The following is a 24551-nucleotide window of genomic DNA, read 5'->3' on the forward strand; positions in this document are numbered from 1 at the left end:
AGATTTGTATTGCAGGCCTAGTACAAGGACTTTCTGAAGGCATGCATTTTGCGATGAATGCAGGTCTTGATGGTGAAAAAGTTGTTGAAACCATTGCCAAAGGCGCTGCAGGCTCGTGGCAAATGGAAAATCGTCATAAAACCATGCTAAAAGGCGAGTATGAATTTGGTTTTGCGGTAGATTGGATGCGTAAAGATTTAGGTATTGCTCTAGATGAAGCACGTAAAAATGGTTCACAATTGCCAGTCACTGCACTTGTTGATCAATTTTACAGTGAAGTACAAAACTTAGGTGGTGGTCGCTATGATACATCGAGTTTATTAGCTCGTTTGCAGTCTTTTAAACAAAAATAATCAACATGAGAATTAACAGCCCAAGATAAATTGGGCTGTTAATGATTACAGTTTAATATCGAAATTATGGCTAGCAGGGTTATTGTCACACGCAGACAAAGTAATCACCTCAGCGATATTAATGCGCTTTATTTCGCCATCAGTTAGCTGAACTTCGAGCCATTCAACTCCTCGGTGTGTCTTTAAATCCACAGCTTTACCTTGATAGGTAATATTGTCTTTAATTGTGATGCGAATATTACTTTGGCGCATACAGACAATTTCAAAATAATCATGCAAATCGCAGCTAATTCGTTTTGTCATTATAAGCTCTGTGCGTAATGATAAAGTGATTTAAGTATCGCCATTTTCTTTTCATCACTTTCATGTTCATGGGCTAAATTTTCGAGTGTTAGCATAAATTCATTGGCATCTATAGATGGGTTATCTTCGCCATGCATTAACTTATTTTGACAATACTTACGCCACTTTTCGAGCTCTTGATGATTAAGGCTTTCAGGCCAGTTGCGTGCGCGATAGCGGAACAACATTTCACTGTACTTTGCGTCATCAAAATCTAATTGAAGACCGGCTAATTGGCTGGGTTCAGTTGAACGAATAATATCGAACTTTGATTTATCACCGCTTGAGGCAAAGCCTTGATAAAGCGCATAATCAGGGTTTGTAATTGGTGTTAAATGGCTATCATCATTAAATACTTCAACCATTTTTGCGCGAAGCTCTGGGTGAGCACGAAGTAGCTTAAGGTTCGCTAAACAGGCTTCTCTATTTATGCCCAGTCGTTCGGCGTTTTCAGGTAACAAGGTTTTTGCCGGCGCAATAAACGGGCATTTATTTATATGCACTTGCTTTAGGCCTATCGGCAGTTGATCTTCTAATAGGTTTTCGCGTTTGGTGTAAAGTCGTTCGCGGATTTCTTCAACACTTAATTCAATTAGCGGGGTAGGGTCGAGCGCCAAATTAACACAAATTACCGCATTTTTATTTTGATGGTGAAACGCTATTGGTGCAATCCAAGTCGTACAGCCATGACTTGCTGGGATTTTTGAAGATACATGCACTAGAGGCGTCATATTAAACACATCGATCAGTTCTTGTGCTGCTTTCTTGAAGCGTAAGCCAAAATAAAAATAATAGAGTTTGGGCTGTTTTTCTTTTATAAGTTTTGCCAGCGCAATTGTGGCTGTTACGTCACTGAGAGCATCGTGTGCATTACCATGATCAATCCCATTTGCTGCAGTTAAATCTTCTAATCTAAAACTCGGTGAACCATCTTCTTTTTTTGGCCAATTGATACCTTCAGGGCGCAGCGCATAAGTAGCGCGGACTAAATCAATAATGTCCCAGCGGCTGTTACCATTTTGCCATTCACGTGCATACGGGTCGTAAAAGTTTCGGTAAAAGGTATATCGGGATACTTCATCGTCGAAGCGGATACTGTTGTAACCTGCAACACATGTATTTTCTTTGGCAAACTCTTGATGAATCTTGTTAATAAAATCAGCTTCGCAAATACCATGCTTCATTGCATGTTGTGGTGTAATGCCTGTAACCAATGCCGCCATTGGATGAGGCAGGTAATCTGCTTGTGGTTTGCAATAAATAACCAAAGGTTCGCCAATAATATTTAAATCAAAATCGGTTCTAATACCCGCAAACTGGCTTGGTCTGTCTTTTTGAGGGGTTGCTCCCCATGTTTCGTAGTCGTGCCAGTAAATTGTTGGTTGTTCTTGGTTATTCATAGATTAATTATTTATTCTCAATGTTACTAACGAATTGTGTATTAATATAGTGTGTTCAATTGTTGTTTGTATAAGCACTCATTTCCGTAAAGGAAAAGTGCATTGACGCATTAACTTTCGTTAGTATTTATAATACTGAGAACAGCATAACACTTAACATTATTTTTGTCTTATTGCACTAAACCTAGGTCACACTATTTTTGGTATTGAGAGTCGCTAAAAATAGCGATCCGATGCGATAAAACCACATATAGGCTTTTGATGTATTTAGTAAGATCGATGTTTAAAAGTCTGTTACTTAAGAAAGGCATTTGATTTAAATCAAAAGAATGGACTGCAGTATCTAAGTGCGGACATTCGTCCTTATAATCTATAATCACTTTAGTGAGAATGATGCGTGCAAAACACATCCCTTGAATTATTTGATAAGTGTATGAGCCAAAAAGGCTCATCACTTTTTTATTTTGGTGAATCTTATGCAATTACCTACGGTTGATTATACCGCTGAAAATGCGGCTGAGCAGTTTGTTGAGTCGTTACGCAATACCGGCTTTGGTGTATTAAAAAACCACCCAATTTCGCAAGATTTAGTTGAGTCGATTTATAAAAATTGGCAAGACTTTTTCAATTCGAGCGAAAAACACGATTTTCTGTTTAGCAAAGAAACTCAAGATGGTTATTTCCCACCAGAAGTATCTGAGGTAGCTAAAGGTTTCACTGTAAAAGATATTAAAGAATACTTCCACGTTTACCCAAATGGTCGTGTACCTGCACAATTAGAAGCTGAAATTCGTGAATACTACCGTTTAGCTAACGAGTTTGCGTCTACGCTACTAAGCTGGGTACAAGAATATGCGCCAGCAGACGTGAAAGCGAAGTTTTCAATTGATTTGAAAGATATGATTTCAAACTCAGAGCAAACGTTATTACGTGTTCTACATTACCCTCCAATGACGGGCGATGAAGAGCCAGGTGCAATCCGTGCAGCAGCGCATGGTGATATTAACTTACTAACAGTTTTACCTGCGGCAAATGAGCCAGGTCTTCAAGTTCAAGACAAAGATGGCGGTTGGATTGATGTGCCATGTGACTTTGGTAATCTGATCATTAATATCGGTGATATGCTGCAAGAAGCATCAGGTGGTTACTTCCCATCGACAATTCACCGTGTGATTAACCCAACAGGTAAAGCGTCTGATAAATCACGCATCTCATTACCGTTATTTTTACATCCTCGTCCAGATGTAGTGCTTTCAGAACGGTACACGGCAGACAGCTACTTGAACGAACGTTTAAAAGAGCTAGGTGTAAAGTAATAAAAAAGCCCGCAGTTGCGGGCTTTTTTTATCTAGTTATAACCTCGTTCAAAACATTTTTCGTCCTGACTAGGTTGAAACGGCTTACTAGCGTGTTTCGAATTGTCGACTGGTTGTTGGCGGTTAGCAGGGGGGCATAAGCTTCCTGTTGAATTTCCCATTTTCTGTGTTCCTGTTGTCATTAGGTTATTTCAATTTAGTCACGTTAAGTTAGTGCGAATTACAGTTAACTTATAAAAAGTGACCGAAAATTTACTAGAACAAAGGATGACATCAACAAGTTGTAATTGTATTTATCTAAAACAGGTCGTACCTGCCATAGTTGCTGTGTTTTTGCCTAGTGCCTATATTTTTAACAGGATTTTTGTATTTTGTATACACTGCAAATGAAAAAGTTTACTTTTTAATCAGCTTTTCTACTGCGGTCAGTAAGCGCGTGGGATCAAACGGTTTTGTTAACCAACCAGTTGCACCACTGTTTTTCGCTTTTTCTTTTTTATAACTACTTGATTCGGTGGTGAGCATTAAAATGGGAACATATTGATGTTCTGGTAATCGGCGAATTTTAGGGATTAAACTAAGCCCTGACATATTGGGCATATTAATATCAGTAATTACCATATCAAATTGGTGTGTTCTTAGCTTTTCCATTGCATCTACACCATCTACTGCCGTCATCACTTGATAGCCAGGACCACTCAGGATTGCTTCAATCATAGAGCGGATAGTGTTTTGATCATCAACCGCAAGAATATGCGCCATAACTCACTCCTTTAAAACGCCATTTTATGTAACAAATTAGGCAAACTTAAACAAGTCTATGTGGTTTGTAGTATAAAAACACTGTACAAAACTGTAACAGTGTTTTTGCTTGATTCAAGAAAATAACAAGAAGGGTTAAACGAAACGGCGATGTCCTTCCTCATAGATTGCATGATGATGTTGATCTATCGCTCTTAGTATATCGCTACGGGTGATCACACCAACAAGCCGTTTATTAGTGTCGACTACAGGGTAAATTTTAGGTTTATTAGTTAACATGGTTTGAGCTAAATCTAACACTGAGTGCTCTTCGCCGATAGCCAGCACATCGGTACGCATAATATCTACCACTTTATAGTGGCTCTCGTTCTGGTAAGTGTCTTCAAGCATACGCTCTAGGCAATCTTGCTCAGATAAAAACCCTACAACATGACGATGTTCATCAAGTACTGGCCCACCAATTTGATGTGCGATCAGCAACCTTTCTGTGGCTTCGCTAACTGTCATTTGGACTGTAAAAGTAACCGCGCGGTGCGTCATATAATCTTTAACTTTGATTGAATGCATCACAATCTCTCTTTTTTTATTGTCTATTTAAAGCTTAGTTCGCTATTTTATGAATTGCCAAGAGGATCATGTCTACATTGCTATTTTCTCAATGTGTTATAAAGTGAAGTAGTAAGATGTTACTTATTTTTCCTGCAATAAAAACTAAAGCAAATAAAAACAAGCGGTTATATTATCCTTGTTTGCTTGAAGTCAAAAATTATAAAAAAATAATGACAACGCTGTCATTATTTGTGTAACATTAAATCAACACTTGGGTTGAGGAAATCGTCAAAAGTGCACAGCCGTTAGCTTGTTTTGTATGGCTAAAGTGCTTTTATCGATATAAAAATATAAGAATTGAGGTTGTTTAATGGTTGCAAGTAGTGCAAATAAAGAGCAAATCTTTATTGGAATAGACGGTGGCGGTACGAAGTGTCGAGCAACCGTATTTTCGAGCCAAAATGGGGTGCTAGGAACAGGAATCGGAGGTCCCGCGAACCCATTGCATGGCTTAGACCGCACACTTGAATCCATTATGGTTTCAACCCAATTGGCAATTCAAGATGCAGGGTTGAACCTTGACAAAGTTAATGACGTGGTTGCAGGGCTTGGTCTTGCAGGTGTTAACTTACCGGGTCTTTATCAACAGATTCAAGATTGGCATCACCCATTCAAAAAGATGTATCTAACTACCGATTTGCACACTGCGTGCATTGGCGCGCATGAAGGCAAAGATGGCGCGGTAATTATCACAGGTACTGGGTCATGTGGTTTCTCATATGTCAACGGTCAAAGTACAATCCTTGGCGGCCATGGTTTTGCACAAGGCGATAAAGGCAGCGGTGCTTGGCTTGGACTTGAGGCGGTTAAAGTTGCGTTATTGAGTTTAGATGGCTTAGGGCCAAACACGTCGCTTGCAGATATCTTATTAGCACATTTTAAAGTAACTGATGCAATGGGCATTGCTGAGGCGATGGCAGGAAAACCGTCAAGCAGTTATGCGCAACTTGCTCGCCCTGTTTTAGAGCAAGCAAAGCAAGGTGATGAAGTCGCACTTGCTATTGTAAAAGACGGTGCACGTTATATCAGTGATTTAGCGTATATATTACTAGAAAATAAACCACCTCGTTTATCTATGATTGGTGGTTTAGCTGAGCCATTACAAGATTGGCTAGATGAAGAGGTTGTTGAAAACGTACAACCTGCAATGCAGCCGCCAGAAATGGGCGCTGTTTATTTCGCACAAAACTCGATAGAAGGTTAATTATGTCGACGACTACCTACTTTGCGACTCGCCTATTTACAGGTGAACAGTTTTTAGAAAATGTCAGTTTTGTGGTTGAAAATGGTGTTATTACCGAGTTTGTGAACGGTCAAGCAGCAGGTGCAATCGCACTTATAGGTACTGTAGTTCCGGGCTTTATTGATGTACAAGTCAATGGCGGTGGCGGTGCATTTTTTAATGCTGAGCAAAGCGTTGAATGTGTTGATAAAATTGCAAAAGCACATGGCCAATTTGGTACAACCGCATTGTTACCAACACTTATTACAGACAGTGTTGAGGTAATGGAGCGTGCAGCTGATGCAACAGCTCAGGCAATTAAAGATAAAGTGCCAGGTATTGTGGGTGTACACTTCGAAGGCCCACATTTGTCTATGCCAAAGAAGGGCACGCACAGTGAAAAATTTATCCGTCCTATTTCAGAAGCCGAATTTGCCGTTTTTGAACGTCAAGATTTAGGTATTAAAGTAGTAACACTCGCACCTGAAAATGTATCTGTGGCAGATATTAAGCGTCTTGTTGCAGCAGGAGTGAAAGTGTCTATTGGTCACACTAATGCTGATTACCAAACAGTGCTAGCTGCACTTGAGGCAGGCGCAGATGGCTTTACGCACTTATATAATGCAATGAGCGCATTTACATCGCGTGAGCCAGGTGTTGTGGGTGCAGCACTTACAGATACACAATCGTGGTGTGGCTTAATTGTTGATGGTCACCATGTTCACCCTGTATCAGCGAAATTTGCAATTGATAGCAAAACGCGCGGCAAAATTATGTTAGTTACAGATGCAATGCCGCCTGTAGGCACCGATGATATGGAATTTGATTTCTTTGATGGTCGTAAAGTGATTCGTACGGGTGATAGATTAAATTCGACTACCGGTGAATTAGCGGGTAGCGTGCTTGATATGGCTGGCGCTGTTCGAAACACCATCAACACCCTTGACGTTAGCTATGCAGAAGCACTTCGTATGGCATCACTTTACCCAGCACAATATTTAGGGCTGGGCACGCAAAAAGGGCGCCTTGTTGCGGGCGCGGATGCTGACTTTGTGGTGATGAGCGACGATTACTATGCGCAAGAAACCTATGTTGCAGGCGCAAAACGTTGAAAGATTCCTGGGCAAAAACCCTGCTTTGAAGTAACAAGCGGGGCTTTTTTTTATCTAAAAGAAAGTAAAATTAGCGGTCGTATTTTTAGGGGAAGTACGCAAATAGAAATTAAATCAAACGAAAAGTAAGATGCAACGGATTGTTTCTCTCTGTATGATTTTACAAGTTTTAAAACGAGGTTGTCGTGAGCGATACAAATAAAAAAGCAAAAAAGCGTTTGGCGTCATTAGATGCACTGCGTGGCTTTGACATGTTTTGGATTTTAGGTGGCGAGAAAATTTTTGCCGCCTTATTTGTTTTAACCGGTTGGGCTGGTTGGAAAGTTGCTGAAGCACAAACATTGCATAGCCAGTGGCATGGGTTCACTTTTTATGATTTGATTTTTCCATTGTTTATTTTCCTCTCTGGTGTGGCGATGGGTTTGGCGCCAAAGCGCATTGATCACTTGCCATTTAATGAACGAAGACCAATTTACATCAAAGCGTTTAAGCGTTTATTATTGCTGTGCTTTTTTGGTGTACTTTACAACCATGGCTGGGGCACAGGTGTGCCACTTAACCCGGAAGAAGTACGCTATGCTAGTGTTTTAGGACGCATCGCAATAGCTTGGTTTGTTGCCGCAATGTTGGTTTGGCATACCAGCTTCAGAACCCAAATGTTCACCCTTGCGGGTATTTTAATTGGCTATTGGGTTTGGTTATGTTTTATTCCAGTACCAGGTGGTGAAGCAGGTGATTTATCTGCAGGTGGTGCAGGTTCTTGGAATGCGTGGTTTGATACAAACTTGTTACCGGGTATCACCTACCAAAATAAGCCAATGGATCCTGAGGGGATTTTGTCGAGTGTGCCCGCGATTGCAAATGCGCTCTTTGGTGTTGTTGCAGGCCGTTATATTAAACAAGCGCAAGAGCGTGGCGAGTGGAAAACAGCCGGTATTTTATTTGCTGCGGGTCTAGTAGCACTGGCATGTGGCTGGCTTTGGGATATTGTGTTCCCAGTAAATAAAGACTTATGGACTTCGTCGTTTGTGATGGTAACGGTAGGGTGGAGCTTTATTTTACTTGCAGTGTTTTACGCGGTAGTTGATTTATTAAATCAACAGCGCGCAGCGTATCTGTTTGTTATTATTGGTGCGAATTCAATTGTTATTTATTTGGCGTCAAGTTTAGTTAAGTGGGAATTTGTTTCTAAAAGTGTATTTGGTGGTCTGATTGCTGCGGTACCAGCACATTGGCAGCCATTGTTTGCGGTATTTGCCTTATTAGGTGTGCAATTATTAGTATTACATTGGCTTTATAAACGTAAAATATTAATAAGCGTTTAAGTCTATGCCCACAAGGGCAGATGAATAATAAGTAAAAGCTGGCACTGCCAGCTTTTTTATTTGGTGTTTTCATATAACTATTTTTAATTAGCAAATAACGATTATTTATTCACTTTTACTTTACAAATTTGTAAATAGACGCAATAATGACAGCGTTGTCATAATGGTAAAGCCTAATATCGTCAGTATCCCGATTAGGTTTTGTGATCTATGGATTATCTTTACTTGCACGGACAGATATCCATAGGTCCCATTTTTATTTAACCCCTTACTAGAGCCTTCCCTATGCAAATAGTTATTTTAAAAGATGCAGCAGCAGTGGCCGAATACGGTGCTCAGATTTTTATCGATCAAATTAACAGAAAATCAGATTCTGTATTAGGTTTAGCAACGGGTTCAACGCCTGTGGCACTTTATCAGGAACTTATCAAAGCAAATCAAGCAAGCAAAGTAAGCTTTAAGCAAGTGACAAGCTTCAACCTTGACGAGTACCTCGGGTTAGATGGTGACCATGCGCAAAGCTATCGTTTTTTTATGAACGAGCAATTATTTAATCATGTTGATATTGATAAGAATAATACCTTTGTACCGCCGGGCGATGCGCAAAACCCAATCACTGCATGCAAAATGTATGAAAATAAAATCTCGCAAAGTGGTGGGGTAGATGTGCAGTTATTAGGTATTGGTCGTAACGGTCATATTGGTTTTAATGAACCATCATCAAGCTTGGCATCACGCACCCGTGTTAAGACTCTAACCAAAGAAACAGTTGAAGATAACGCACGTTTCTTTGCTGAAGGTGAATTCCAACCACATTTATCAATCACTATGGGTATTGGCACGATTTTAGAAGCTAAAAAAGTGGTTCTATTAGCAACGGGTGAAAACAAAGCCGATGCAATACGTGATATGTGTGAAGGTGCTGTATCTGCGGTTTGTCCTGCCTCAGCATTACAATTCCACCAAGATGCGGTAGTGGTAATTGATGAAGCGGCTGCTAGCAAGTTAGTGAATGCAGAGCTTTATAAGCATATTGAAAGTGAAAATCAGAAGTTACAACAATACTTAGCAGAACTACCAAACTAAGCATTTTGTAACATCATTTTTGTTTTAAAAAGCGCCATTGGCGCTTTTTTTATGTTTTAATACAAGCATACTAAATTCAATAAATTAGCTATGCAAAACCTGCCTTTTAGTCAAATGCCGCTGGCACGTTGTTCGCGTGAGCGCAGCAAACCCGAATTTATCAAAACCCAACTTAATCGTGTTGACGCAAAAGTATTGCTCTTTTATCAAGACAATATGCTCTCAACAAGTCATTTGGATGATTTGCTATGGTTAAATGTTGAACATGTTTCTCAAATTTTAGGTCGCAAGCCACACTTATTTTTAGGGCTTGATAATGAAACGCCTTACTTTGCCTTGGAAATTTCGCAGCAAGAGTTACAACTGGATGAACTCAGTTGTTATCAAACCTTGCCTTTTCGTGGTCAACTCGCGAGTTTCCCTGCAACAAGTGTTGCGATTGCGGGTTATGCTAAAACCTTACTGCATTGGCATAAAACCCATGTGTTTTGTGGCCGTTGTGGCAGTAAGAACATATCATTTGAAGGTGGCTACTCACGAAAGTGTACTAATAAACAATGTGGTCATATTACCTTTCCTCGTCACGATCCTGCGGTGATCATGATAGTGAAAAAGGTGTTTGATGATGGCATTGAACGCTGTTTGCTTGGTCGTCAAGCGTCGTGGCCAACTGGCAATTACTCTGCGCTTGCTGGCTTTGTGGATGCAGGCGAAACCCTTGAAGAGGCGGTTATTCGTGAAGTAAAAGAAGAGTCAGGCGTTGACGTGCATGAAGTGGAATACATTGCATCGCAACCTTGGCCTTTTCCTAGTTCCGTGATGATAGGCTTTATTGCTATAGCTAGCAGTACAGACATTGATATTGGTGAAGATGAATTAGAAGATGCACGCTGGTTTAGTCGTGACGAATTAGCCGAATTTGGTGAGTGGGGCGATGAAACTAGCACCTTTAAAAAGCCACGTTTTAGTTCGATTAGTCGCTTTTTATTAGAGCATTGGATTAACTCATAACAAATTTGATTTGATTGGACGTCTAAAAGTCTATTTAATATTTGCAACAGAACCAAGAGTAGATTTTATTAATGAAAGCTAATACCCAAATTATTCACGCAGGTCGTAAAACAAAATATACCCAAGGCGTGGTGAATCCGGTTGTTCAGCGCGCTTCAACCATTGTGTTTGACTCTGTTGCGCAAATGAAAGAAAACACCGCAAAACGCGGCGAACAAGCACTATTTTATGGGCGTCGTGGCACGAATACTCACTTTGCTCTACAGGATGCCATTGCTGAGCTTGAACAAGGCGCAGGTTGTGCGTTATTCCCAAGTGGTGCGGCTGCGGTAAGTAACGCTATTTTGTCGTTTGTAAAAACCGGTGACCATATTTTAATGGTGGATACGGCGTACGAACCAACGCGCGATTTTTGTAACAAAATTTTAGCCAATATGGGCGTGAGTACTACATACTATGACCCGATGATTGGTGAAGGCATCAATGACCTTATTCAAGACAATACGGTACTGTTATTTTTAGAAGCACCCGGTTCCATTACCATGGAAGTGCAAGATGTACCGTTACTTACCAAAATTGCTAAAGCACATGATTTATTAGTGTTTATTGATAACACTTACGGCAATGGTTATTTTTTTAAACCACTTACACATGGTGTAGATGTATCCATTCAAGCGGCAACCAAATACATCGTTGGTCACTCAGATGTGATGATGGGCGTTGCGATTGCAAATGAAGCGTGCTGGGAGCAATTACGTGAAAATGCGTATTTAATGGGGCAATGTACTTCTGCTGATGATGCCTATTTAGCGCTGCGTGGCTTGCGAACCATGCCCGTGCGTTTAAAGCAGCATGAGCAAGCAGCGTTAGAAATTGCAAATTGGTTAAAAGACCACCCACTTGTGGATCATGTGCGTCACCCAATGCTTGATTCATGTCCTGGTTCAGATGTATTTAAACGAGATTTTAGTGGTAGTACAGGGCTTTTCAGTTTTGTTTTAAAAGAGGGTAATCAAGCCGCGATTACCGCATTATTAGACGGTATGAGCCATTTTAAAATGGGCTATTCATGGGGTGGCTTTGAAAGTTTGATTACGGTTACAAGTAGTTTTAATCGTATTCGTACAGTGACTCAGTGGCCATACGCAGGACCGTTAGTGCGAATTCATGTTGGACTTGAAGACGTAGAAGATCTTAAACTGGACTTAAAAGCAGGACTAGAACGTTTCCAAGCACAATTAAAATAAAGGAATTTTATGGTTTCAACTAGCTTTCACCGTGTAATTGCATTTGCACAATTTGAATTTTCACGGTTTTTATTTTCTAAAAGAGGGCTAGTTGCCATTATTAGCTACCTTGCCATCTGGGCAATTATTCTGACCAATGTAGTGGCAAAGGGAGCAGCATTTTTCAAAAATCCCCAGTTTGAACGTTTTATTGCACAGGTACTCGGCGAAGTGGGGCTTGAAAATTTATCAAATTGGCCGGTACCCGAGCTCATCGTATTTTGGTTAGTTGCGGTGCTTACTTTTCCCTTTTTTGCGATGTTTTCTTCTGCTGATCAACTTTGTGGCGATAAAGCGCGCGGCACCATTCGATTTTTATTGTTACGAGCAAAACGAGAAGATTTATTGCTTGGGCGCTTTTTAGGGCAAGTCATGGTAGTAAGTTCGTTTATCTTACTTGCGTTATTTGCCAGTAATATTTTGATTGTATGGAACGACAGTACGCAATTTGCGGCATCACTTAATTTAAGTAGCGGCATTTTTATCGATTTGGTGTTTGTTGTGTTACCGATGATCGCCTTTATGTTGTTACTGAATGTCTATTCTACTTCATCTAAACAAGCGATAGTGCATTGTCTGTTATTGCTTACCTTGGGCAGTATTATTATTGGTTTACTTACAGATTACGTGTGGCAAGGCCTTGAGTTATTAGGTTATTTATTACCTAACGCTAATTTGTTTAACACCTTGTCACTAACTGCTAGTAAAGCAGAGCAGTATTTACTTCCTTTAGCGCAGACTGTGGTCTACGGTGCATTAACCTTTACATTATTTAAGAAGCAAGGGGTATAACCATGATTGAACTTAAAAATGTAAGTAAGCATTTTGCTTCAAATAAGGTATTGGTTGATGTTTCGATGACCATTCCAAGTGGCGAGCCAGTTGCGATTATTGGTCCTAATGGTGCAGGTAAAACCACGCTTTTTAGCTTAATTTCAGGGTTTATTTCACCAAGTGCTGGTGAAGTACTGTTTGATGGCAAGGCGATACCACATAGTGAGCAATTTGGAAAACTTTCTGTGCTGCCGCAAGATGCGCAGCTTGATCCGCGCTTTACCATTGAAAAGCAATTGGCATTTTTTGCCACACTTCAAGGTTTTAATAAAAACGATGGAATAGCTGAGGTTGCACGTGTACTTGGACTCGTGGGGTTACTTGAACATAAAACCAAAAAGCCTCAAGAGCTTTCTCATGGTATGCGAAAACGTGCGTGTATTGCACAATCACTGATTGGTAGCCCATCTTTTGTATTGCTTGATGAAGCAACCGCTGGTCTTGACCCTGTGCATGCCAAAGAAGTCCGAGAGCTAATAGCAAGATTGAGTAAAGATATTACCTTTATTTTAAGCTCACACGATTTAGCAGAGCTTGAGCGATTGTGCCAACGTGTATTTGTGTTTGAAGCGGGCAGTTTGAAACAATACTCAGGTGATAGTGATACCACTTCACAGGCCTATTTAACGCTGAGATTGAAACAACATTTAGATAATTTAGACAAAGTGATTACTAAACTTAATGGCTTAATACATATAAAAGTAACCCAGTCACGTGAATACTTAATTGAATATGATGCCAGTGTTACTGACTTTGATATTCAATTACTGCAATGTTTACATCAACAGAGCATAACATATCAGCAAATTTATAATGGAAAAACACTTGAAAACCAGTTATTTGATTAAAAATTTTAACGCATTAGATTTACCAATAGAGCCAAGCTATGAGCTTGCCTGTGCTATTTGCGACTTTACAAACGAAAGTCACTGGCAGCCACTGATAGAACAAATCTGTGAAAATAATGACTTAGCACTTACAGTGTTACAGCGTGCAAGCTCAGGTGAAAATCCAACGTTTTTACTGGAAAGTGCAGGCAAAAAAACGTTCTACATTAAATTTATTGCGCCGAATTGGCTCTTTCAATATCACCATGAGAAAGAAGCACTCAATTTATGCGACACGGCAACACTTCCGATTGCTACACCTAGATTGATTGCTCATGGTGAAATTAATAATTGGGGCTACATTGTTACCGAGGGGTTGGAAGGTCAGTTGCTCTCAGATGTGTATAATGAACTAACACTTGGAGAGCAAAAATCGATTGCTGATCAGCTAGGCCGCTTTTGTTTGCAAATGCATAGTATTCCTATGGAAAAGTCGAGCGTATTGTACAAAGACTGGCAGCAATTTATTGAAGCGCAATACCACAATAGTTATGCTCGCCGAAAGCGACAAGGCTTACGCGCAGACTTTTTAGCCGATTTTATCCCTTATATTTCACATACGCCTTACAAAGCACCTGAAACAACTAATTTATACCTTGTTCATAGTGACTTACACCCAGGGAATTTACTGGTAAAACGAACTGATAAAGGAATATTTCTCTCAGGTGTAATTGATTTTGGTGATGCGCTTATCTGCAATGAACCTTTATTTGAACTTACCACCGTAGGTTTATTAATTGCAAAAGGGAAATCAGAAATTTTTCATCAATTTTTAGAAAGTTATTTGTATCAAGTCGATGACAAACGCGCATTTTTAAACACATTAATGACACTGACATTGTTGCGACACACTGGTAATTTAAATTATCTCATCGAGTATGTGCCGGGTGTGAAACAATGTACGAACTGGCAAGAGGCCGAACAATATCTTTTCCCGTTATAACAGCAAAGGAGCTAACCATGGGACTTTTATCTGGTTTATTGGGTAATGCAAGCGAAGTAAATAGCGAAGAAGTTGAGCGTTTTATAGATTCAGCGCTTATAGACGGTGAGCAAATCGAAAAAGCCTATAAGGTGATCCGCGATGTGATGGTGTTTACAAATAAACGCCTTATCTTAGTAGACCGTCAAGGCGTACGCGGTAGCAAAGCGGAAGTTTTATCTATCCCTTACGGTAAAATCACTAAATTTAGCAAAGAATCAGCAGGTACATTTGATCTCGATGCTGAATTAAAGATCTGGTTAGGCTCAGAACCAAATCCGCTAACTAAAGAATTCAAAGCGGGTGATGATATTGATCAAGTCTACAAAATTTTAAGTCAGTACACACTTGGATAGTGCAACACACAATATGAAAAAACTAATTTTATCTTCTTTATTTCTGGTATCAGCTGGCGTAAATGCTGCAAGCTATCAATCATTTAACGAGTTTAATTATGTAAATGCTGATAACTACGATGGTTTTGCATTGAGCAGCCATTATTTCTTCAAACCACAAGCGATGATTGGTGTGTTAGATGAGTTTGGTTATTTAAATACCGATACTAATTTGTATGGTTCAATTAATAACTTCTACGATGATAATGCTTACAATATTGGTGGTGAATATTTCTTACCCAATAATGTATTTATTAACGCAGATATGGCGAAACAAGGCGACTTTGATGCCTTTAGCGTTGGCGCTGGTTTTTTACTGAATGATGATTTTAAAGTAAGTGCTCGTTACAGTGATACTGATAACGCAGACGGCGAAGTATTTGCGCGTGCTGAATACAATCATCAAATCAACCGCATTGATTACCTTGCGTTTAGTTTTGATACTGAGGTAGACCTAGATAGCTGGGAGCTGGCGTCTCGCTATTTTATGGCACTTAATAGCGCGCAGCATTTAGCAGTTGATGCTTCAGTGACTGAAACTGGAAATGATTTAGTAACGCGGGTGTTTGGTACCTACTATTTAAACCAAGCAATCTCTGCGGGTGTTGGTGTTAATGATGGCAAGTTTGAAGTAAAAGCGAAATATTATACGGACGCCAATTTTGCCTTTTCAATTGGCTATCAAGATATTGATGAAGCTCTTGTTTTTGCTGTTTACGGCCAGTTCTAAAACTATTTAAACAATAAAAAAAACCGCTGAATTTCAGCGGTTTTTTTGTTTAAGCTAAGTTAGATTACCAACCACATTGGCGACCTTTGTTTTGCTCATCTAGGTATTTTTGTAATGGCGCAAAGTAATCAAGAATTGCAGTTGCATCCATTTCAGGTTTACCCGTTACGCTTGCAAGCGCTTCTTGCCATGGACGGCTAGAACCCATTTTCAGCATCGCATCTAAACGCTCACCGGCTTCTTTTGAGTTATAAACGCTACAACGGTGAATTGACTCTTTGCTACCAGCGATTTCACACAGTGCACGGTGGAATTCAAATTGCAGAATGTGCGCTAAGAAATAACGTGTATAAGGTGTATTTCCTGGTACGTGGTATTTTGCACCTGGATCAAAGTGTTCTTCAGTACGTGCTACAGGTGCTGCTACACCTTGATACTTCTCACGCAGTTCCCACCATGCTTGGTTGTAGTTCTCTGGCGTTACTTCACCCGAGAATACTTTCCAGCGCCATTGGTCAACAAGTAGGCCAAATGGAATAAATGCAATTTTATCCATTGCCATTTTCATTAGCAGACCGATATCTTTTGATTCATCTGGTACTTCATCAAGTAAACCGATTTCTTTTAAATAACCAGGCGTTACAGAAAGAGCGATAGTGTCGCCAATTGCTTCGTGGAAGCCATCGTTAGCACTTTCTTGATAGTAAATTGGTTGCGTGTTGTATGCGCGCTGGTAGAAGTTGTGGCCTAGTTCGTGGTGAATTACTGAGAATTCTTCACCAGTACGTTGGATACACATCTTAATACGTAAATCGTCTTTGCTATCTAAGTTCCAAGCTGAAGCGTGACATTGAACGTCGCGATCTTGTGGTTTAGTAAACAGTGAACGCTCGTAGAATGTCTCTGGTAATGGTGCAAAGCCCATTGAGGTAAAGAATTTCTCAGCACCTCGCACCATTTTTAGTTCATCATAGTTGTGCTTAGCAAGTAATTCAGTTACATCGTAACCTGGATCAGCATTCTCAGGTGCAACTACATCGTAGATATTGCCCCACGTTTGTGCCCACATGTTACCCAGTAAGTGCGCTGGAATAGGTTTATCTTGTGGTACTTTGTCTTCACCGTATTTTTCGCCTAGTTTTGCGCGAACATGGCAGTGTAGTGAGTTATAAAGCGGCTTAACTTGACCCCAAATACGGTCTAACTCTTTTGCAAAATCATCGGCTGGCATATCGTATTTACTACGCCACATTGCACCTGTATCTGCATAGCCAAGCTCGTTAGCACCTTGGTTAGTTAATTTAACTTGCTGCTCGTAAAGAGGACGCATTGGTTTAGCAACTTCACGCCAACCAGTCCAAATATCAAGTAATTCGTCGTAATCACGGCTTGTTGCCATGGTTGCTGTCATATCGCCAAGGCTTAAACACTGACCGTCTTCTTTACAATATTTACCTTTACCGTAAAGGCCGCCAAGTTCAGCGACGATTTTGGATAGTTCAGCTGTTTTTGTTGGATCTTGTGGTGCTGGTAAGGTTAGTGCTAGCTTTAATTTATCTAGTTTGCGGCGGCTATCTTCATCTAGGTCTAATTTATCAAATTTTGAAGCTTCATTAGCTAAACGAACTACAGCAGCTGTCATTTTTTCATTTGCCGCTGCAGAAAGGCCTGAAGTATCGTGAGTGATAAAGTTTGCGTAAATCCACTCAGCACGACTTACTTCATTATAAAGTGCCATTAATTCTGTTTCAGTATTTGCTAAAAACGCTTTTGCGTCACTAACTGTTACTTCATGAACTGCTTTAATTTGTTGTTTGCTTTCATTTTCATTACAGCCGGTTAAAGCAACGGCTGATGCTACCAAAATTGCTGGTAGTGAGAGTTTAAATGATTTCATTTTATTATATTCCTTAGCTGGATGGCTTTGCGCCGATCTAAGGCATAATAACAGGCCAATAAAACTGGGTAAACGAAGTTAGACTTTTTCACGGTTATGGCCATACTTGAATAAGAGTCAATTTAAGTCCAGGAAAGATATTAGAATGTTGATTTTTATAATAATTGTTTTTGTCATTGCGGCGATATTTGGAATTCGTGCAAACCGCCTTAGATTTGTAACAAAACCTGTTTTTAATTACTTCAAAAAAGCCTTACCACCGCTTTCAGATACTGAGCGACAAGCTATGGAAGCAGGGGATATTTGGTGGGATGGCGAGCTTTTCTCTGGACGCCCAAATTGGCAAACATTTAGAAGTTATCCAAGCCCCAAACTCAGTCACGAAGAGCAAGCATTTATTGATAATCAAGTAACCACATTATTAGATATGTTGGACGATCATCAAATTGTTACAGAACGCGATTTACCAAAAGCGGTTTGGCAATATCTAAAGAAAGAGGGCTTTTTTGCCTTGATCGTGCCGAAAAGCCATGGTGGGCATGGTTTTTCGGCCTATGCTAACTCTACAATTGTGAGCAAAATTGCCTGCTCTAGTTTATCAGCTGCGGTCACAGTGATGGTGCCAAACAGTTTGGGGCCTGCGGAATTACTTGCTCATTACGGCACTAAAGAGCAACAAGATTTTTGGCTACCAAAACTGGCAACGGGAGAAGAAGTACCATGTTTTGCATTAACCGCATTAGATGCTGGCTCTGACGCAGGTGCGATACAAGATTATGGTGTGGTGTGTAAAAAGCGTTATAAAAATAAAATCACGGTGGGTATCAAATTAAATTGGCAAAAACGTTATATAACGCTTGCTCCTATCGCGACGGTAATTGGTCTTGCGTTCAAGCTTTATGATCCTGATGGGTTATTGGGCGATAAAGAAGATTTAGGTATTTGCTGTGCGCTTATACCTGCCAAAAGCAAAGGGGTAATCACAGGTAAACGACACGACCCGATGGGCATGGCATTTATGAATGGCCCAACGACAGGTGAAGATGTGTTTGTACCACTTGATGCATTAATTGGTGGTGAAGACTTTATTGGCAAAGGCTGGCGAATGCTAGTTGAATGCTTAAGCGCAGGGAGGGGGATTTCCCTGCCTGCACTGGCAACAGCTACAGCGCATTTAACCACACGTACAACCAGCTCTTATGCATTAATTCGTAAGCAGTTTGGTTTACCTATCGCACATTTTGAAGGTGTCGCAGAAAGTCTTGCACACATCGCAGCGATGAGTTATCTCACAGAATCAACCAGGCGAATGACGACAACGGCACTTGATTTAAATTTGAGCCCCGCGGTTATTACAGCAATCACAAAATACCACTTAACTGAACTTGGTCGAGATATTATTAACCGCGGTTTTGATATCCAAGCAGGTAAAGCGGTGCAAAATGGGCCAAGTAATAGTCTTGCTAGTGCCTATAAAGGTACCCCTGTGTCTATTACTGTCGAAGGCGCAAATATTCTGACACGGTGTTTAATGATATTTGGCCAAGGTGCAACGCGATGCCATCCGTTTATTTTAAAAGAGATGGAAGCTGTTGCTTTAGAGGATGAACAAACTGGATTAAGCCAGTTTGATAATTACTTGTGCAAGCACATTGTTCATACTTTAGGTAATTTGGGCTTTAGTTTTTTTCATTCTTTAACCTGCAATTGGTTTGTGCCAAAAGTAAGTGCAGGTCCAGTTGCGCATTACTATCAAACATTATCCAAGCTAAGTGCATCTTTTGCGTTTTGTTCTGATTATGCAATGTTGTTGTTAGGTGGCTCATTAAAGCGAAAAGAAGCTACCTCAGCGCGCCTTGGTGATATTTTGAGTCATCTTTATTTAGCAAGTAGTGTGTTAAAACGTTATGAGAATGATGGGAGACAAGTTTCTGATTTACCTTTTGTGAATTATGCAATAGATCATTGCCTATATGAAATTGGTCAAGCTTTTGATGCATTCTTTAACAATATCACCCTTGGCAAGCTTATTCGTATTATCGTATTTCCATGGGGCAACCCCTACGGTAAACCTAGTGATGAACTTATTAATCACGTGGTAAGCAGCTTAAGCAAAAATACTGTAATGCGTGAGCGTTTGTGTAATTTGTGTCACATCAAACCTGATTCAGATATTGCCAATATGGAACGTTTACTTGTGATTTTATCTGAACATAAAACACTGATTACGCGTTTCGAAAATGCTATGAAACACGCACGTTTTGATTTACGTTTTAACCGTTTGTCAGCCATCACAGAATTGGATGTTGGTTTCACAGAACAAGAGATAGATTTCCTAACAGAATATGAAACGCTAAGGCAAAAAGTAATAAATGTTGATGAATTTGACGCGTTATAAATAGCAAGGCAACGGTAATATGGTTTTATAACAATAAGCCGTTGCCTGTTAATATTCAAAGTGTTTATCTGGCGTAAGGGTCATCCAAAACTTTCTCGATATACCATTTACCTTTTACTTTAGTCAGTCTTACCTGACGCATATCGGCAATTTTATTGCCATTGTGTTTGCCATGTAAAATTACATTAAGTACGGCTGAATCACCAAAGCGTTTTCGTACGCTGCGACTACCGTGGTCGATTTCAATTTCAACTTCATCAAAACGCATATTTAAAATGTTTCTAGCAAACTGTTTAGTGGACCCATATGACTTAATAATACGAGCGTATTTCGGTAATGAAGCATTCATTGCTTTATTTAGGTCATCCTCGATTAAAATAGCATAGAAAAACTCTGTAGCTTTATATTCCGGAGAGTCGTTGTCTGCTTTTATTTCGGGAGCTTCATCACCACATGCTGCTAACAGGAAGATGAAAAATGACAAGAATATTTTTCGTAACATGAGCCTAATATTATTTATTTTAGTTAGGCTAAGTGTGGAATGATTTTAACAGGATGTAAAGTGCGAAGCGGTGCTTCGCACTTTTAGCAAAGCTAATTACTGAACGAGTTCTTGATCTGTGAACTCTTCAGCAAATAATGGGCTCGTTAAATAACGCTCTGCCGAACTTGGAAGGATAACAACAATCTTCTTGTCTTTATTCTCAGGTAGTTCAGCAATACGTTTAGCTGCAACAACAGCTGCACCTGAAGAGATACCTGCTAAAATACCTTCTTCTTTCATTAGGCGGTGCGCCATTGCAATTGCGTCTTCATTTGATACTTGCTCAACGCCATCAATCATTTCAACGTCTAAGTTGCCAGGGATGAAACCTGCACCAATACCTTGAATTTTATGTGGGCCTGGCTTTAATTCTTCGCCTGCAATTTTTTGGCTAATAACTGGTGAGTCAACTGGCTCAACAGCAATTGATTTAACATCTAGGCCTTTTTCTAATTTTAAGAAACGGCTAGTACCTGTGATAGTACCGCCCGTACCAACACCTGCTACGAAGAAATCTAAATCACCGTCAGTTGCTTCGAAAATTTCAGGACCTGTTGTTTCAAAGTGAATTTTTGGGTTCGCTGGGTTTTCGAACTGCTGTAATAGGATGAATTTTTCAGGTGCGCTTTGCTGAATTTCTTGTGCTTTTTCAATAGCACCTTTCATACCTTTAGCACCTTCAGTAAGTACTAAATTTGCACCTAGTGCTTTTAATAACTTACGACGTTCAAGGCTCATTGTATTAGGCATTGTAAGCGTTAGCTTGTAACCGCGTGAAGCCGCAACAAATGCAAGTGCAATACCTGTGTTACCAGACGTTGGCTCAATAAGCTCTTTGTCTTTTGTCAATTCACCTGATTTCTCAGCTTCCCAAATCATTGACGCGCCAATACGACACTTAACGCTGAAGCTTGGATTACGCGCTTCGATTTTAGCGTAAACGTTACCAGAAGTTACGCGGTTTAATTTAACCAGAGGTGTGTTACCAATGCTTAGTGAATTGTCTGCAAAAATATTACTCATTGTGTGTATCCCTAAATGTTCGGATTCATTTAGGCTAAGCATACTGCCTAATGGCAAAAACAAAAGGAAAGTTTGGCTATAATATATATCCCTTTTTTGCATAAAAAAGGGAGCACGTGCTCCCTTAATACTATTTGTTGTTAAAGCATCCAGGCGTAGGACATTTTTAAAAATACCGAGCGGTCGGTTTTTTCAATTTTAGTTAAATCATCATCTTGATAGCCATTGTCTGAATAGCCAGCAAAAAACACCGTTTGCGGATTAACTTTATAAGAGTAAAGCAATTGAGTTGAAAAACCTTTGTAATTGGCTGTTACTTCATCGATGTAATTATCTTGGTTGCGCTCAATATCGCGATATATAACGGCTAGTCTTACGAAACTGCGCGTATTAAATTGATAATTTAGACGTGCATCCGTTAGATTGGCAGTAAATAAATCATCACCCTCAGCATCCATAGTTTCAAATGTATGACGAAAACGCAGCTCTAAATGACGGTTTAAATTTACGTTAATCACCGGCTGAATACGAGTTTTATCACCTAGGCGGTTATTGACAAGGTCAATATGATTGCCTGTATTTGCATAAAACGATGCAAATACACCTGAGAGTGGTTTAAACTCTAAATACATGCCAATTAAATTTTCATTGAATAGTGTCGTATTACCATCAATGGCTAAATTTGCTTTGTTATGGCGCAGGCCAACACGGTCGCGCTGCATTAACTCAAATTGAATAAAGCTCTGAAATGGGCCATTAAGTGATAATTCGCCTTGCACTTCTTTTTCTAAGAGTTCGCCGTTGTCATTATGGCTGATATCCCAATCACCATAAAACTCAATGCGATTATACCAATCTACGTCTTGCTTGCCGTACCAACGATAGCGCCCACCAGTTACAAACTTATTGAAATCTATTTGATTCATAAAACCTAAGTCACCACGAAAATCTTTTCCTAAATTGTCGTAGCGAGCAAATAGGCTCCAGTATTTTTCGTTATGCTCATAACTTAATTTATAAGCAATATCGTTAATTGCTTCTTCAGCACTTACACGCAGGTATTGCTCGTTAATATCACAATCGGCTAAGCCATCGCATTGCGTGTTAGCTTGCTCTTTACAATCCGAAAGACTATCAGAATCGCAAATGCTTTCTCTAAATTCATCAGAGTATTTTGTTTGTGAGAAGGCAACTTGCGCAATAAAGGTGTCATTTTCTGTTAAACGGTATTTGCTATCGAGAGATGATAAGTAGTTGTAATAATCATCAGCACTACGAGCTGTGGTGGTCGCAGCCATAGAAAAGTCATTGGTAAAATCATAGCGATAACGCGCCGCTAAATTGTTACTTTTACTTTCTAGCGAGACAATGGTTGACCCTAAATTACCAGGAATAATAACATTGCTTTGATTATCATTGGCCATAAAGGCACCAAAAGTATGACCAGTAACACTACCTGTAAGTTTTATACCTGCATCTGGCTCTGCCACATTGCGTGTATAAATAAGATTCCAAGGTGTTGAAAAGTAGTCACTGTTTTCTAAGAAAAAGGCACGCTTTTCAGGAAAGAAAAGGGTAAAACTATTGTTTATGCCGAGTTGAGCAACATCAGCTTCAACTTGCGAAAAGTCAGGGTTTAATGTTGCAGTAAGGGTAACTTCAGGTGTAATACCCCATTTAACATCAATACCAGGCTCTAGCGAATTATCTGCTTGCCAATCTTCTATTGGATTAGTTGACACATCGCGGCTTTCACTTCGACCAGCGACAACAGTTGGAACCAGCGTTAAGTTATTTCCTTGTTTTGCTTGTTCAAAGCCAGAAACCGTTTGCATTTGGCAAACCCAACAACTGTTAGCGTGGTTGATGTTAATTGATGAAATACGCAGGCGTTCATTGCGCGGTAAAAACCGCACAAACTCCATCGCCATATCTTTACGTTGTTGACCCTGTTCAAAATTCAATATGCGAAATGGGATTGACACTTCTACGACATAACCTGTATCGGTAATTTGCCCCGCACTGTGCCAAATACCATCCCATGCATCGCTTTCATGGCCTGTGAGGACATCTTCAATAGAATCCATTTGCACGCCAAGGGGATTAATAAAAAACTGATAAGCTAGTTTCTCGTTGTTGTATGAATCGATTTTTAAACCAACTAAGTCATCACTCCAGTTTTTGTCTCTGTCTCGGTAAAAAGCGCGGATTTGCTCCGGTTTAGAGTCAGAGACAACAAATGCAACATTGAGTGACTCGCCATTTTCATAAACTAATGCATAGGCTTTTTCATCGGCTGGGACATTTTCGTAGGGCCAAGTGATGTTATCAATATTAATACGTTTAGCATGTTGCCAAAACGTTTCACTAAGTTGACCGTCAACGTTTGGGGTTTCTGAGATAAAAGGAATTGATAAAGTGGAGTCTGTCTTAGCAATTAAAGGTGTTGATAAAAGGACAGCACACAGTGCTAGCTGTTTTTTCATGATGTTTTGCACGAACTACTTATAATTTGCGCAAAGTTTAGTGGGTGCGAAGCAAGGGGGCAATTTGGATAAGGTTAAGTAACAAAAAATAACGATAAAGCTATTCACTTTATCGTTATTTTAAAAGTATGGGCTAGAACAGGGTGCTATATTAGCGGGCCACTAGCATCATTACGCCAGGGATAACAAAGAAAGCACCTAATACATAACCTAATGCAACAGTTTTGTTATTTGAGCCAACTTCAGCAAGTTTGCTTGCTGCACGAAGTGGTAATTCGCGTAAGAATGGTGTGCCATAAATAAGTGCCACTGCAAATACATTAAACATTACATGTACTAGGGCGATTGTTAGAGCAACTTCAGCAGCTGCACCCGTAATTGACGTTGCAGCAAGTAGGGCTGTGATGGTAGTACCAATGTTTGCACCTAGTGTGAATGGGTAAATTTGTTTTGTTGAAAACACACCACTACCTGCAAGCGGGATCATTAGGCTTGTAGTAGTTGATGAAGACTGAACCATTACTGTAACCACAGCACCAGATGTAATACCT

Annotated in this window: 22 protein-coding genes and 1 pseudogene; 14 read left to right on the plus strand and 9 right to left on the minus strand. The window is 39.9% G+C overall.

The window, feature by feature from the left end; genetic code table 11:
- Nucleotides 1–353: NAD(P)-dependent oxidoreductase (locus tag ABYD77_RS09200; RefSeq protein WP_372769143.1), on the plus strand; the 353-nt coding region annotated here is incomplete at its 5' end.
- A 45-nt stretch (nucleotides 354–398) separates the two neighbouring features.
- Here the strand turns inward: ABYD77_RS09200 and ABYD77_RS09205 are convergent.
- Both ABYD77_RS09205 and sbcB read right to left on the minus strand, forming a co-directional pair.
- Nucleotides 399–656 (minus strand): Rho-binding antiterminator, encoded by a 258-nt coding sequence (locus ABYD77_RS09205; RefSeq protein ID WP_372769145.1) that lies wholly within the window; start codon nucleotides 654–656, stop codon nucleotides 399–401.
- Nucleotides 656–2095, minus strand: a complete 1440-nt coding sequence (gene sbcB / locus ABYD77_RS09210) for an exodeoxyribonuclease I (RefSeq protein WP_372769147.1) — start codon at nucleotides 2093–2095, stop codon at nucleotides 656–658. Before sbcB ends, ABYD77_RS09205 begins: the two co-directional genes overlap by 1 nt.
- A gap of 476 nt (nucleotides 2096–2571) precedes the next feature.
- Here sbcB and ABYD77_RS09215 point away from each other — a divergent pair, with 476 nt between their 5' ends.
- On the plus strand, nucleotides 2572–3411 hold the full coding sequence (locus ABYD77_RS09215; protein ID WP_274761726.1) for an isopenicillin N synthase family oxygenase: 840 nt from the start codon (nucleotides 2572–2574) through the stop codon (nucleotides 3409–3411).
- Between the two features lie 396 nt (nucleotides 3412–3807).
- Here the strand turns inward: ABYD77_RS09215 and ABYD77_RS09220 are convergent, their stop codons facing one another.
- A complete protein-coding gene (locus ABYD77_RS09220; protein ID WP_372769149.1) occupies nucleotides 3808–4173 on the minus strand; it encodes a response regulator in 366 nt (121 codons plus the stop codon).
- Between the two features lie 135 nt (nucleotides 4174–4308).
- Entirely contained in the window at nucleotides 4309–4740 is a 432-nt protein-coding gene (locus ABYD77_RS09225) for a CBS domain-containing protein (RefSeq protein ID WP_372769182.1), read from the minus strand.
- 352 nt (nucleotides 4741–5092) lie between these two features.
- Between ABYD77_RS09225 and nagK the strand changes: the two genes are divergently transcribed.
- The 11 genes from nagK (at nucleotide 5093) to ABYD77_RS09280 (ending at nucleotide 15652) form a co-directional block, all read left to right on the plus strand.
- Entirely contained in the window at nucleotides 5093–5986 is an 894-nt protein-coding gene (gene nagK / locus ABYD77_RS09230; RefSeq protein ID WP_372769151.1) for an N-acetylglucosamine kinase, read from the plus strand.
- A gap of 2 nt (nucleotides 5987–5988) precedes the next feature.
- The gene (gene nagA, locus ABYD77_RS09235) at nucleotides 5989–7116 is read left to right on the plus strand and encodes an N-acetylglucosamine-6-phosphate deacetylase (RefSeq protein WP_372769153.1); all 1128 of its coding nucleotides are present in this window, start codon (nucleotides 5989–5991) and stop codon (nucleotides 7114–7116) included.
- Nucleotides 7117–7301: 185 nt separating this feature from the next.
- Nucleotides 7302–8441: a transmembrane glucosamine N-acetyltransferase NagX gene (gene nagX / locus ABYD77_RS09240; RefSeq protein ID WP_372769155.1), complete on the plus strand. Its 1140-nt coding sequence runs from the start codon at nucleotides 7302–7304 to the stop codon at nucleotides 8439–8441.
- A gap of 285 nt (nucleotides 8442–8726) precedes the next feature.
- Complete coding sequence (gene nagB, locus ABYD77_RS09245) at nucleotides 8727–9527, plus strand: glucosamine-6-phosphate deaminase (protein ID WP_372769157.1); 801 nt, start codon at nucleotides 8727–8729, stop codon at nucleotides 9525–9527.
- Nucleotides 9528–9617: 90 nt separating this feature from the next.
- Nucleotides 9618–10538, plus strand: coding sequence for an NAD(+) diphosphatase (nudC, locus tag ABYD77_RS09250; protein WP_372769159.1), 921 nt, complete (start codon nucleotides 9618–9620; stop codon nucleotides 10536–10538).
- 71 nt (nucleotides 10539–10609) lie between these two features.
- Entirely contained in the window at nucleotides 10610–11785 is a 1176-nt protein-coding gene (locus tag ABYD77_RS09255) for a cystathionine beta-lyase (RefSeq protein ID WP_372769161.1), read from the plus strand.
- A gap of 9 nt (nucleotides 11786–11794) precedes the next feature.
- A complete protein-coding gene (locus tag ABYD77_RS09260; RefSeq protein ID WP_372769163.1) occupies nucleotides 11795–12616 on the plus strand; it encodes an ABC transporter permease subunit in 822 nt (273 codons plus the stop codon).
- 2 nt (nucleotides 12617–12618) lie between these two features.
- On the plus strand, nucleotides 12619–13506 hold the full coding sequence (locus ABYD77_RS09265; protein WP_372769165.1) for an ABC transporter ATP-binding protein: 888 nt from the start codon (nucleotides 12619–12621) through the stop codon (nucleotides 13504–13506).
- Nucleotides 13472–14488, plus strand: coding sequence for an aminoglycoside phosphotransferase family protein (locus ABYD77_RS09270; RefSeq protein ID WP_372769167.1), 1017 nt, complete (start codon nucleotides 13472–13474; stop codon nucleotides 14486–14488). Before ABYD77_RS09265 ends, ABYD77_RS09270 begins: the two co-directional genes overlap by 35 nt.
- Before the next feature lie 17 nt (nucleotides 14489–14505).
- Nucleotides 14506–14883, plus strand: a complete 378-nt coding sequence (locus ABYD77_RS09275; RefSeq protein WP_372769169.1) for a PH domain-containing protein — start codon at nucleotides 14506–14508, stop codon at nucleotides 14881–14883.
- Between the two features lie 13 nt (nucleotides 14884–14896).
- Nucleotides 14897–15652, plus strand: coding sequence for a putative porin (locus ABYD77_RS09280; RefSeq protein WP_372769171.1), 756 nt, complete (start codon nucleotides 14897–14899; stop codon nucleotides 15650–15652).
- A gap of 64 nt (nucleotides 15653–15716) precedes the next feature.
- Here ABYD77_RS09280 and ABYD77_RS09285 read toward each other — a convergent pair whose 3' ends face one another.
- A complete protein-coding gene (locus ABYD77_RS09285; RefSeq protein WP_372769173.1) occupies nucleotides 15717–17549 on the minus strand; it encodes a M2 family metallopeptidase in 1833 nt (610 codons plus the stop codon).
- A gap of 145 nt (nucleotides 17550–17694) precedes the next feature.
- Between ABYD77_RS09285 and ABYD77_RS09290 the strand changes: the two genes are divergently transcribed.
- Nucleotides 17695–19947 carry an acyl-CoA dehydrogenase gene (locus tag ABYD77_RS09290; RefSeq protein WP_372769175.1) on the plus strand — a complete coding sequence of 751 codons (2253 nt, stop codon included), beginning with the start codon at nucleotides 17695–17697 and terminating at the stop codon, nucleotides 19945–19947.
- 64 nt (nucleotides 19948–20011) lie between these two features.
- Here ABYD77_RS09290 and ABYD77_RS09295 read toward each other — a convergent pair whose 3' ends face one another.
- The 4 genes and pseudogenes from ABYD77_RS09295 to ABYD77_RS09310 all read right to left on the minus strand — a co-directional run.
- Nucleotides 20012–20449 carry a hypothetical protein gene (locus ABYD77_RS09295; protein ID WP_372769177.1) on the minus strand — a complete coding sequence of 146 codons (438 nt, stop codon included), beginning with the start codon at nucleotides 20447–20449 and terminating at the stop codon, nucleotides 20012–20014.
- 96 nt (nucleotides 20450–20545) lie between these two features.
- The gene (cysK, locus tag ABYD77_RS09300) at nucleotides 20546–21514 is read right to left on the minus strand and encodes a cysteine synthase A (RefSeq protein WP_372769179.1); all 969 of its coding nucleotides are present in this window, start codon (nucleotides 21512–21514) and stop codon (nucleotides 20546–20548) included.
- Nucleotides 21515–21654: 140 nt separating this feature from the next.
- Nucleotides 21655–24000 (minus strand): DUF5916 domain-containing protein, encoded by a 2346-nt coding sequence (locus tag ABYD77_RS09305; RefSeq protein WP_372769181.1) that lies wholly within the window; start codon nucleotides 23998–24000, stop codon nucleotides 21655–21657.
- A gap of 151 nt (nucleotides 24001–24151) precedes the next feature.
- A pseudogene (locus tag ABYD77_RS09310) lies at nucleotides 24152–24551 on the minus strand (Na/Pi cotransporter family protein); the annotation flags it as partial.

The sequence above is a fragment of the Pseudoalteromonas sp. genome (genome assembly GCF_041629635.1).
GTDB lineage: Bacteria > Pseudomonadota > Gammaproteobacteria > Enterobacterales > Alteromonadaceae > Pseudoalteromonas.